Origin of the sequence: Psychrobacter phenylpyruvicus DSM 7000 = NBRC 102152, assembly GCF_000685805.1 — a bacterium.
Lineage (GTDB): Bacteria > Pseudomonadota > Gammaproteobacteria > Pseudomonadales > Moraxellaceae > Psychrobacter > Psychrobacter phenylpyruvicus.
This window is the reverse complement of record NZ_JMKP01000001.1, coordinates 49,011-61,308: the sequence shown is the minus strand read 5'-3', so window position 1 is coordinate 61,308 and position 12,298 is coordinate 49,011. Positions and strand designations below refer to the sequence as shown.

The window sequence follows — 12,298 nt, the reverse complement described above, 5'->3', positions numbered from 1 at the left end:
CATAACAAGGCACTGAGGATGCTATCAGTATTACTTTAGTTAATAGTGTATTTGGTTAATACTACGCAGTAGCTTTTAATAAACTTTACTCTGGGTCAATCACTTCAAAGTCGCTATTGACCATATTGGTGAGCAGCGGTTCGCCTTTATCATTCACTCGAAATAAGCCATATTTTGCTTGCTCAAAAGCCGCGGCCTGACCTTCTTGAAAGAAGAACGCATTGGTAGCGATTTTTAGTTGACCATGACGCAGCCGATACGCCAAGAGTAATTCCTCTTTTGCCAAGCTTAATTGATCCTCCTCCGAAGGACTCACCAATCGCACAAAATGGCCCACACCTTGCGAATCCTTTTTGATTACCACTAAGCCATCTTGAGACAGGTTATATAAATTCTCTATCTGCTGTTGATCCTCAGTAGAGGTCAATTGCTGTTCTATTGCCGCCATAATTTGCTCAGAGACAGCATAGTTTAAGGCCATATAATCGCCTTGCATTAAGCTACGGGGGTCAACTGGAGCCAGTTGTAGTAGCACCTTCTCAGCAGTTGCCAAATGAGTTTCATATTTTTTTATACCCAGATTCACCACTACTAACACGACGACTAAGCCAATAATGGCCAGTAATAGGTTGAATTTAGAAGAGGATTGAGGGGTAGGCTTTAATCCAACTGAACTCATGGTAACTCCTCATCTTTTGTGGTGGTCTGTTCTGGTGCAGCAGTCTCAAGCTTAGGCAGACTAGTATCGTCAGAGTAGGCTATCTTTATTAATTTATAAATTGCAAACAATACTAGGGATACCGCCAATAATGACCCTGATTTCTGTAGCAAACTGGTATCAAGCTGATAGTAATACCAAAATATATAACCTACTAGGGCGCTAATTCCTAACGTTAATAAGGTCTTATTGGCATTAGCAATGGCTAATACTATCACTAGGCTAGTGGCCAATACACCAGAGATATAAATAGAAACCAGGCCTAAGCCGATAATGGCTAGGGCAATCAGTCGGCCTATTTTTGAGGTTAGCTTTAACGAATATTGGCTCAAAATAATGTGGGCCACATATAAGCAAACAGCGATAAGTAGCCCTTGCGACAAGAAATAGTTGTAAAAGAAGTCACCTGCGACCCCAACGATAGATTGTGAGTTTTCAGCGACAATAAACACTACCGACACCATAAGTAACATTATTGTACTGGCGTAATTCAGGGCTCTAAATAGAGTATATCTATGAGGGGCTTCGCTGCTCTGAGCGGCAGTCATTACTTTAGAGTTGGGCAAAGAAACCACACTGGCAATCAAGGCTAATAAAGGAGCCGATAATTCAGGTAGTTGAAAATAGCTGAGCAACCAAACCATACACCCTAAAGCCATAAAGGCACTAAAAAAACGATGTAGGGTGTCTTTAAAGACTATCAATAAAACTAATTGAAGCAGCATAAAGGTCGAAACCACGGTTACAGTAGCTTCAAACTGCTCAACCAGGGCTACCGCTAAAAATGCCTGAGCTGACAAACTTAAAGCAAAGGCAAGGCCATCACTAAAGGTATACGGTTTATGTAGAGTATCGGAGCTTTGGCGTTTGAATAGTGCTAGGTTAAATAGCACAAAGCTAATCAATAACAATAGCGCACTTAGTATCAGCTTCATCAGCATATCGCGCAAAGTATTGCCAAAAACCACCATTAAAAATCCGGTTATCAACGCTCCAGAAAATAGGCCACTTAAGGTCAATAACAGTTGTATATACCAAGGAGTGCTGACTGTAGAGTGGGTAGGGGAATTGTCTACCTCTACATTTACAGCACCAGAATCTATTGTGGTCTGAAGTAGGGACTCAGGCAGCAACTGAGGCAGAAATTCGGGCGACTGCTGGGCCACAGCGGACGGCTGTTTTATCGAGTGGTTTAATTGGCGTAACCAATTTACGGCAAGAGCAGTGACAGCGATGAGTAAAAATGCCATAACAAATAAAGCTGCATCGCCTAAATAGGGAGCTATATACTGTGAGGCCATCACCATTAGTACTAGAATGACTGAGCCACTAAGCAAGGTAAGCATCAGCAGATCAATTTGTTTCTTATAAAAGCGCCAATAAAAGAAACCCATAACACCCGCCCACGCCGCAAGACTGATGGGGGTTGCTACTCCTTTCTCGAAAAGAAAAACAGAAAATAACCCTAAGCGTGTCGCCCAAAACATCACCGCTATGGCTATAAGATATAAGCTCCAGTGCAAAGAGCGGCTACTGAGCTTAGGCTGTGCTTTATCTTTAAACGCCATCAAGCCCATTACAAGGGCCAAAAGGTTTATTGCGGTCAAGACCAATAGACGCAGTAAGTCAAAGGAAACGGCACTGGTAACGAAAAAGCTAGCGGCTGAGGTATAAAACAGGAAGCTTAGATTAATCAGTCCCAACCAAAGCAGCCAAAGCGCTGGCAGGCGAGCCACAATGACCCACGGAATAATCAAAACAGCCCAGCCAAAAAATAGTTGCCAACTGTCAGCCCCCGTCTGGTAAACCTGACCCACCAAGGCCAATAGGCTTCCAGTTATAAGGCTGGCAATAAGCAGTAACAGCGGTTGACCCAGTTTAAAAAGCCCTTTATGAGCCAGTAGCGCATAGCCTAAGACGGTGAGGACTAAAGCCGCCTCTACTAAACCAAATTTACCTAGCTTACCCAGAGCCATCCAGTTATAAGCCACAAAAAACACTAACGCCAATACCAGTGAAATGGCAGAGGTTATCGCAGTAAATCGAACGAAGAACTGGTACCAAGTCTCACTGCTAACTCCAGGCGTAGTAGTTTGGACTGGGGCACCAGATAGAGGTGAAGGAGTAGTGGGGCGCGTCATAATGCTCTCAAGGCTAGAGGTTACTGGTTACTAATTTAGGGGGGGTCACAATCTTGTTGTGTTGTCAGCGGGTATGGGAATAGCATACAGCAGACAGAGGTATTGGCAGTATTTATAAAAGGTAACCACGTTCAATCTATAGGTTAAATTATTAGGTTAAACCACTAGCGATACTAGGCTAATTTTTCAATTCTGCTAAAACTAAGTCAGTCAGTTACAAGATAACAAGAAAATAAACTTCCTAGTCAAACCTAATGTAAGTAGTTGATAATTAATAATTAACTTTAAATCTCGTAACATAAATGCATGAATATTTGTTGACACGATGATATATTTTTTTTATTAATATACCTATAATGAATAACAACTGTAAGCTTTGGTTACCTTAATGAATAGATATTAGTCTTTAAGTGACCATTGTTAATTAATTGTTTTTGAACTATATTGCTCGCGGTTGTCATGACCTAAAAGCTATTTAAGCTATTGAAGAAGCTAATTATTTTGGCTTCTACTTGCCATTATCTAAAAGGATTTTATTGTGCGTAAATCAACCTCCTTAGTGAAGAAAGTATTAATTCCTACCAGCTTAGCCGCCGCCATGATGATGGTAGGTTGTGGCGATAAATCGGCTGGTACTAGCAACTCAGCAAACATTGATCCCAATGTATTAGCCGACACACAAGAGTTAGTTATTAATAACTCAGCTGAACCAGAGTCACTAGATCCGCACAAAGTATCTGGCGTGCCTGAAGCAGCTATTATTCGTCAAATGCTAGTGGGCTTAACCACCACCGATCCTGATGGTAAAACTATTCCTGGTATGGCCGAAAGCTGGGAAAGCGCAGATAATAAAGTTTGGACCTTCAAAATTCGCGATGCGAAATGGTCAAATGGTGATCCAGTGACCGCCGAAGACTTTGTTTATAGCTTCCGTCGTTTGGTTGATCCTAACACCGCCTCACCTTATGCCAGCTACCTAGTCGACGCTAAAGTCGCCGGTGCCGATGCCATTTTAGAAGGCAAAGCAGGTACTGACGCCTTGGGCGTAAAAGCGATTGATGACAAAACTTTCCAGGTGACTCTTTCTGAGCCTGTTCCTTATTTCCCAGATACCCTAATCCACACTTCAGTTAAACCAGTTAACCAAAAAGTGGTAGAGCAGTTTGGTGAAAAATGGACGGATCCTGCCAATATCGTGGTGAACGGCCCTTACAAAATCAGTGAATGGAGGGTGAACGACAAAATCGTATTGGAGCGTAACGAAAGCTACTACGATAATGGCAATACCACGTTAAACAAAATCACTATGTTGGCCATTCCTTCAAGCACCACTGACGTGGCCCGTTATCAGTCAGGCGAGATTGATATTACCAATAATGAGATCCCACCAGAGCAGTTTGCTTCTTTAAAAGATCAGTTGGGTGATGAGTTAAGTGTATCGCCAATGCTTTGTACTTATTACTACGAATTTAACACGGTTAAACCGCCATTCAATGATGCTCGCGTTCGCCGTGCTTTAGCTCTTGCCTTAGATCGTGACACCATTACTGATAAAGTGATTGGTCAAGGTCAAACCGCTGCCTATCAATTGACTCCAGTAGCGACCAACGCTATGCAAAATAATTCTCCAGAGTGGGAAAATTGGGATCAAGCCAAGCGAGTAGAAGAGGCCAAAAAACTACTTAAAGAGGCAGGTTACAGTCAAAGTAATCCTCTAAAATTCGAGCTGTTATATAACACCAGTGACAACCACAAGAAGATTGCGGTAGCTGCCAGCTCGCTATGGAAGCAATCATTGGAATTTGTGGATGTGAGCTTGATTAACAAAGAGTGGAAAACTTACTTAGACACACGCCGCAATGGTAACTATCAAGTGGCCCGTGCAGGATGGTGTGGCGACTATAACGAGCCTTCTACTTTCCTAAATATCGTCAAGTCTGGCAACAGCAACAACCAAGGTAAATACTCAAGCGCTAAGTTTGACAGCATAATGGCGCAGACCTTAAAAGCGGGGGTAACGCCAGAGCAACGTGCTGAGCTTTATAAGCAAGCCGAAGCACAGCTTGATGCTGATATGCCTAATATCAACGTTTACCACTACGTTAGCCCTCGTCTAATTAAGCCATACGTAGTCGGTTTCTCAACCAAAGATCCTTTAGATAACTGGCAAGCTAAAGACCTAAAAGTGGCTAAGCACTAAGCTTAAAGCCATAACGTAAAACTATAAATACAAATTAGGTCTGTAAGCCCAAGAAGAAGGCCGCTAAGCAGGGTTGTAAAGCGCCTTCTTCTTATTGGGGCTTAGTGTTTTTTGTTAATACTGCTAAAAGTTAAGCTAGTTACTAGCCGTTAGTTAAATAACTTGTTGTTTATTTTTTATACAAGGACGTCTGTATGATTAAATTCCCGCGTGCTCGTTCGATGGCTCGATGGCCCGTTGCGCTAACTTTGAGCGCTTTATTAGGCTCAACCTTGATGGGCTGTACTGATAAAGAAGCAGTTGATAACAGCAGTAGTAAAGACAATAAGGCCGAAACTGCCCTTGCTGAAGAGCAAAGTATTGTCATCAATAATACTGCCGAACCTGAATCAATCGACCCTCATAAGGTGTCAGCGGTTCCTGAGGGCAATATCATTCGTCAAATGTTCATTGGTCTCGTAGACACCGACCGCGAAGGCAAGACAGTGCCGGGTATGGCTGAAAGCTGGGAGAGTACAGACAACAAAATCTGGATCTTTAAGCTACGTGATGCGAAATGGAGTAACGGAGAACCGGTCAGGCCAGAGGATTTCGTTTACAGTTGGCGTCGTTTGGTCGACCCAAATACCGCGTCTCCTTATGCCAGCTATCTAGCAGACGCTAAGGTGAGTGGGGCAGAGGCCATTATGGCCGGAGAGGCAGGCCTAGAAACTCTAGGTATCAAAGCTGTGGATGATAAGACACTGCAGGTTACCTTAACCGAATCGGTTCCTTATTTTCCAGACATGTTGATTCACACTTCAACCAAGCCAGTGCCCCAAAAAGCGATCGAGCAATTTGGCGATAAATGGACCGATGCCAATAACATTGTAGTCAATGGTCCTTATATCTTGAGTGAGTGGCGAGTTAACGACAAGATTGTGTTAAAGCGCAATCCTCAATATTTTGACGACGCCAATACCACCATAGATACCGTTACCATATTACCCATTTCATCGCCGACCACTGACGTGGCTCGCTATCAAGCCGGTGAGGTGGATGTGAGTGCTGAAGTACCCCCCGAACAATTTGACTCTATCAAAGAGGCTATGGGCAACGAGCTGCGTGTCGCTCCTCGACTATGCACTTACTATTATAAATACAATACCGTAAGACCCCCTTTCAATGATGTCCGCGTTCGCCGTGCCTTAGCGTTAGCCTTTGACCGTGATATTGTGGCAGAAAAAGTGATGGGCCAGGGGCAACAGCCGGCGTATCAGTTAACCCCACCATCTACCAATGGCATGAGCAACTTTACCCCGCAGTGGCAAAGCTGGAGCAAAGAGCAACGGATTAAAGAGGCCAACAGCTTATTACAGCAGGCCGGTTATAGTGCCAGCAATCCACTAAAGTTTGAATTGTTATACAACACCAGTGATAATCACAAAAAAATTGCAGTGGCCTTTAGCTCTATTATCAAAGACGCTTTAGGCGCAGACAAAGTACAAGTAGAGCTGGTCAACAAAGAGTGGAAAACCTATCTTGATACGCGTCGTACCGGTGATTATGACATCGCTCGCTCGAGCTGGTGTGGTGACTATAACGAACCTTCTTCGTTTTTGAACACCTTAAAGACTGATAACACCAATAACCATGGTAAGTATTCAAGTCCAAAGTTTGATGCTCTCTTGGACCAAACCTTATTACAAGGGGTGGATGTCAAACAGCGTGCTGAGCTTTATAAGCAAGCCGAAGCACAGCTAGATGCCGACATGCCAAACTTAAATATGTTCCATTACGTTGGGGTGCGTTTGGTGAAACCTTACGTCATAGGCTTCCCAGACAATGATCCGTTAGATGTGTGGCACATGAAAGACGTGTCGATTGCCAAGCATTAATTGCTGACAGCACTGTCTGTTTATTAACCATATCGTTATTAACCGTCCCATTATGCTAGTAGGATTACTTACAACAGAGGGTTTATGCTAAAGCTTATATTCCGGCGACTATTAGAAGCCATTCCAACTATGTTTATCCTCATTACCGTGTCATTTTTTATGATGCGGTTAGCGCCAGGTAGCCCTTTTAGTGGTGAGCGCAGTTTCTCACCTGCGGTTATGGCCAATATTGAAGCCAAGTATCATTTAAATGACCCCATGTGGCTGCAGTATGTGAACTATCTAAAGCAGATTATGATGGGCGATTTTGGTCCCTCCTTTAAGTATAAGGATTACACCGTTAATGAGCTGTTGGCGCAGGCCCTTCCTGTGTCCATTGAGCTGGGGCTTTATGCCTTTATTTTGGCAGTAGTATTGGGGCTTATCTTCGGAATTGTGGCGGCCTTAAAACAAAACTCTTGGATTGATTATATCGTCATGGCTTTTGCCAATATTGGGGTGGTTATTCCAAGCTTTGTTAAAGCGCCGCTATTGGTGCTTATTTTTGCCATTACCTTAAAGTGGTTACCAGGCGGTGGCTGGAATAATGGGGCAGTGCAAAACCTTATCTTACCGGTAACCGCCCTAGCATTGGCTTATACCGCCAGTATTGCGCGTATTATGCGTGGCTCTATGATTGAAGTGATGAACAGTCAATACATTCGCACCGCGCGCTCTAAGGGCTTGCCGATGCAGCGTATTGTATTAAAGCATGCGCTACGCCCAGCAATGCTGCCGGTTATCTCCTATTTAGGCCCTGCCTTTGTGGGTATTATTACCGGTTCTATTGTGATTGAGACCATCTTTGGTTTACCAGGTATCGGTCAGTTGTTCGTTAATGGGGCATTAAACCGTGACTATGGCATGGTGCTGAGCCTGACCATTTTAGTGGGGGTTTTAACCATTGCTTTTAACGCCATCGTCGATATTTTGTATGCAGTTATTGACCCACAAATTAAGTATTAGCTGTCGCTGAAGTGGTGGCTATAATTGATTATTGCCTCCTGCCCAGACGTGTAACTTAGACTTTCAAATACCCTAATTTAAAGTAACCTATTTAAGAACAAGGATGACTATGACTGTTATCACTGATAAGCCAATCAATTTAGTAACGCCTACGGCAGAAGCCATTAAAGGCCGCAGCCTCTGGCAGGATGCTTGGCGTCGTTTTTATCAAAACAAAGCGGCCATTGCCAGTTTGGTTATCTTGTTTTTGGTCACACTGTTTGTGATATTTGTGCCTATGTTGGCCCCTTTTGGCTATGCCGAAACAGATTGGGGCTATATGCAAGGTGCCCCCTCTTTTGAAAATAAGCACTACTTTGGTACCGACTCCTTAGGCCGCGATTTGTTAGTACGGACTGCCATTGGCGGCCGTATTTCGTTGTTGGTAGGTATTGCTGGAGCCACTGTAGCGGTATTATTCGGTACTGTTTATGGCGCCGCTTCTGGCTACTTAGGCGGTAAGATTGATGCGGTTATGATGCGCTTTTTGGAAATCCTAAACGCCTTTCCGTTTATGTTCTTCGTTATCTTACTAGTGACCATCTTTGGCCGTAACCTAATGCTTATCTTCGTCGCCATTGGTTTGGTGTCTTGGTTGGATGTGGCGCGTATCGTACGTGGTCAAACCTTGAGTTTGAAGAGCAAAGAGTTCATCGAAGCAGCGCACGTCGGCGGCGTCTCGGGCTATAACATTATTATGCGTCACATTGTGCCTAACGTCTTGGGTGTGGTGGTGGTTTATGCCTCACTGTTGGTACCGAGCATGATTTTATTTGAGTCCTTCTTAAGTTTCTTAGGCTTAGGGGTTCAAGAGCCAATGACCAGTTGGGGCGCCTTATTGCAAGAAGGGTCGCAAACCATGCAAGTAGCTCCCTGGCAGATTTTAATTCCTTCAGTATTCTTAGTGGTGACGCTATTTTGTTTTAACTTTATTGGTGATGGTCTGCGTGATGCGTTTGACCCCAAAGACCGTTAATAGCGAGCAATATTTTCAAACCGACAATCCTAATTATCTGATAGCCAGACAGCCAATACAGGTAGACTTATTATGACAGCAGGACACAACAACTTAGCACAAGACCCTCAAGAGGGCCGCGCTGTAACACAAGCGCCAACCTTGTTGCAGGTAAAAGATTTATCTGTGAAATTCAAAACTGAAGATGGAGAGGTTACCGCTGTAAACGGCCTGAACTTTGATTTACACCAAGGAGAAACCTTAGGTATTGTTGGAGAGTCAGGCTCCGGTAAATCGCAGACCGCTTTTGCTATTATGGGATTGTTGGCCAAAAACGGCCGTACTGATGGTTCAGTATTATTCCAAGGTAAAGAGCTACTGGGTCTAAGCGAAAAAGAGCTGAATAAACTACGCGCTGAGCAGGTATCGATGATCTTCCAAGATCCGATGACCTCCTTAAACCCGTATATGAAAATCGGCGATCAGTTGGCCGAAGTACTTATCTTGCATAAAGGCATGAGTAAAAAAGAGGCTTGGGAAGAAGCCATTAAAATGCTCGATGCAGTGAAGATTCCTGAAGCGCGTAAACGTATTGGCATGTATCCGCACGAGTTCTCAGGCGGTATGCGTCAACGGGTAATGATTGCTATGGCGCTGTTGTGTCGTCCCAAATTGCTTATTGCCGATGAGCCGACCACTGCCCTTGATGTGACAGTACAAGCGCAGATCATGACTTTAATGAATGAGCTAAAGCGTGACTTTGGCACCACCATTATTATGATTACCCATGACTTAGGCGTGGTGGCCGGTATCTGTGATCGCGTCTTAGTCATGTATGCCGGACGTACCATGGCGTATGGGGAAACTGAAGATATCTTCTACAACCCCACCCATCCTTATACCAAGGGTCTGCTACGGGCGATTCCGCGTTTGGACAATGAAAGCGGTAAGCTTGAAACCATTCCTGGTAGTCCGCCAAACTTATTGAGCTTGCCCCCAGGCTGTCCGTTCTATGAGCGCTGTCCTTATGCCATGGATATTTGTTATAGCGTGGCGCCACCTTTGGAGTTTTTGCCAAATGACCGTCAACGTGCTTGCCATTGGAAACCTGAGGATGTGGCCAATACAGAGCCGCAGGATGCGCAAGAACAGGTTCAGGAGTTGGGTGAAGAAAATATCATTCAAGACAAAACCATCACTGGGATAAAGGGGTAACTCATGCAACAGTCAAACGATAAAACTCGTAGTACTCGTATCGATGTGGTGAATGATACGCCTTTATTGCAAGTCAGAGAGGTAGTTACTAGCTTCGATATCAAACAAAAAGGCAGCTACTTCTGGCAGAAGCCTGCCACCTTAAAAGCAGTTAATGGGGTTTCTTTTGACCTGTATGCTGGCGAGACCTTAGGAGTGGTAGGAGAGTCGGGCTGTGGTAAATCGACTTTGGCTCGGACCATTATCGGCTTAGTTAAAGCCCGTTCAGGCAGTATTAAGTTTAAGGGTCAAGAAATCATGGGCGCCTCAAAAAAACAGATGCGTCTGACCCGAAAAGACATTCAAATGATTTTCCAAGACCCTTTAGCGTCGTTGAATCCACGTATGACTGTGGGCGATATTATCGCTGAGCCACTGCGCACTTATTATCCAAAAAAACCTAAGGCAGAAGTTGAGCAAGAAGTACGGGCAATGATGACCAAAGTTGGTCTGTTAGCCAACCAGGTAAACCGTTACCCACACGAATTCTCTGGCGGTCAGTGCCAGCGTATTGGTATTGCTCGAGCGCTTATCTTAAGGCCAAAACTTATTATTTGTGATGAGCCGGTGTCTGCCCTAGACGTATCAATTCAGGCTCAGGTAATCAACCTCTTGCAAGAAGTGCAACAAGAAATGGGCTTGGCGTTAATCTTTATTGCCCACGACTTATCGGTGGTTAAGCACATCTCAGATCGGGTAATGGTAATGTACTTGGGTAATGCGGTTGAATTGGGAACGGACAAAGCCATTTATGGTCATCCGACTCATCCTTATACCCAAGCGCTAATGTCCGCGGTACCCATTCCTGATCCACATATTGAGCGCAACAAAACCATTCAGTTATTAGAAGGGGATTTGCCCAGCCCAATAAATCCGCCTTCAGGCTGTGTGTTCCGTACTCGTTGTCCTATCGCTGATGATGGCTGTGCCCAAACCAAGCCTGTGCTAGAGGGCAGGGCAGATCATCAAGTGGCGTGTCTAAAAAACAAAGTCCCCAGTAGCAGGGGTGAAGTAGCCTAGTGGCTAAGTGGCTAGGCTGTAGGGAACTGTTAACGTTCAATAAAAGCAGCCAAATAATATCAAGCTGCGGCATTGAATAAATATAGTCAAGTGAAGAGTAAGCGGTTAAGATAGATGTTAGATTCACTAAATAGCATTAATTTAGAGACTGAATTAAGTATCAAGTTAACCCTAAGCTAGAGGTTAGATTCAGTATTACAGCAGCTTAATCGATACAAGGAAGCTTCTATGAAAAAACTTAGTAAATATCAACAGGGTAGTGTTTTAAGTTCGAGTATGGCAAAGACCGCACTGGGCGCCACAGGTCTAGCGATGCTGCTGCTAACTTCAGGGTGTGCTACTACTGAATTAATGGAATCTAGTAGCAGTCAAAGTAGCCGTAGCTCAGCCAAGCAGGTGTTGGTTGAGGATCAATTGGTGGCCTTCGGTCGTCCGGCTCAAGCGCTGCCTAATATGCCGGCGAGTAGTGTGGTTATTGTCGGTGAAAAAAACAGCTATGTGCTTAGCCAAGGCGGTCCTGAAATGGTCAGTATTTTGACCAACTTGACCCCAAAGAACATCCAAGTGGACAGTGATATGGCTTTCTATTCACCCCGCAACGATGGCTACTTTCAGGGTGAAATGAAAATGTCGTATGCCAAGCTGAAAGATGAGTTTAAGCGCAGTGACTTCCAGTTCTTTTTGCAAAATGGCGGTAAAGAATGTACCGATGCCAGTGACCAGAGAATTGGGGCCCAGCGCTTCTGCTTTACTGTACCTATTAAAGGGGCTGTTTATCCGGCAGTCAGTAATCTAAGTTTGATTCAATCCAAATACAATGCTTTAACTAAGCCATACCCAGTCACTATTTATACCCAGTCCCAAACCGCAGCTCGCGGTGGTAAAAATGCCGCTGAAAAGCTGGTGTTACTGCCTTTCGCCTTAGCTTTTGATGTGGTGACTTTCCCCATTCAGCTTATTGGTGCGATGTCAGAGTAAGTGGTGATTTAGTTTAATAAAAATTAACATCAAGTTTGATGATAAAAATTAGCCTCTTGTGACTCAGTCATAAGGGGCTTTTTTTGATGGGGCGATATTTAACAACTAATT

At 44.1% G+C, this 12,298-nt stretch carries 9 protein-coding genes; 7 read left to right on the top strand and 2 right to left on the bottom strand.

Translation table 11 applies throughout. The features are described from left to right. Nucleotides 1–85: 85 nt before the first annotated feature. Together G561_RS0100280 and G561_RS14890 are read right to left on the bottom strand one after the other, a co-directional pair. Entirely contained in the window at nt 86–679 is a 594-nt protein-coding gene (locus tag G561_RS0100280) for a GDYXXLXY domain-containing protein (protein ID WP_051584272.1), read from the bottom strand. Beyond that, nucleotides 676–2,859 (bottom strand): DUF2157 domain-containing protein, encoded by a 2,184-nt coding sequence (locus G561_RS14890; protein WP_028857748.1) that lies wholly within the window; start codon nt 2,857–2,859, stop codon nt 676–678. The genes G561_RS0100280 and G561_RS14890 overlap by 4 nt, the downstream gene beginning before the upstream one ends. A gap of 598 nt (nt 2,860–3,457) precedes the next feature. On the opposite strand from G561_RS14890, the gene G561_RS0100270 reads away from it, so the two are divergent. The 7 genes from G561_RS0100270 to G561_RS0100240 all read left to right on the top strand — a co-directional run bounded on the left by G561_RS0100270 (nt 3,458) and on the right by G561_RS0100240 (nt 12,187). Next, nucleotides 3,458–5,059, top strand: a complete 1,602-nt coding sequence (locus G561_RS0100270) for an ABC transporter substrate-binding protein (protein ID WP_115343038.1) — start codon at nt 3,458–3,460, stop codon at nt 5,057–5,059. 194 nt (nt 5,060–5,253) lie between these two features. After that, the gene (locus tag G561_RS0100265; RefSeq protein ID WP_051584271.1) at nt 5,254–6,936 is read left to right on the top strand and encodes an ABC transporter substrate-binding protein; all 1,683 of its coding nucleotides are present in this window, start codon (nt 5,254–5,256) and stop codon (nt 6,934–6,936) included. 84 nt (nt 6,937–7,020) lie between these two features. Next, nucleotides 7,021–7,941, top strand: coding sequence for an oligopeptide ABC transporter permease OppB (oppB, locus tag G561_RS0100260; RefSeq protein WP_028857745.1), 921 nt, complete (start codon nt 7,021–7,023; stop codon nt 7,939–7,941). Between the two features lie 109 nt (nt 7,942–8,050). Further along, the gene (gene oppC, locus G561_RS0100255; RefSeq protein ID WP_115342995.1) at nt 8,051–8,956 is read left to right on the top strand and encodes an oligopeptide ABC transporter permease OppC; all 906 of its coding nucleotides are present in this window, start codon (nt 8,051–8,053) and stop codon (nt 8,954–8,956) included. A 72-nt stretch (nt 8,957–9,028) separates the two neighbouring features. Next, complete coding sequence (gene oppD / locus G561_RS13655; protein WP_028857743.1) at nt 9,029–10,150, top strand: ABC transporter ATP-binding protein; 1,122 nt, start codon at nt 9,029–9,031, stop codon at nt 10,148–10,150. A gap of 3 nt (nt 10,151–10,153) precedes the next feature. After that, nucleotides 10,154–11,209, top strand: a complete 1,056-nt coding sequence (gene oppF / locus G561_RS13650; RefSeq protein WP_051584269.1) for a murein tripeptide/oligopeptide ABC transporter ATP binding protein OppF — start codon at nt 10,154–10,156, stop codon at nt 11,207–11,209. 228 nt (nt 11,210–11,437) lie between these two features. Beyond that, nucleotides 11,438–12,187 (top strand): YidX family protein, encoded by a 750-nt coding sequence (locus G561_RS0100240; protein ID WP_406947901.1) that lies wholly within the window; start codon nt 11,438–11,440, stop codon nt 12,185–12,187. Nucleotides 12,188–12,298 lie beyond the last annotated feature (111 nt).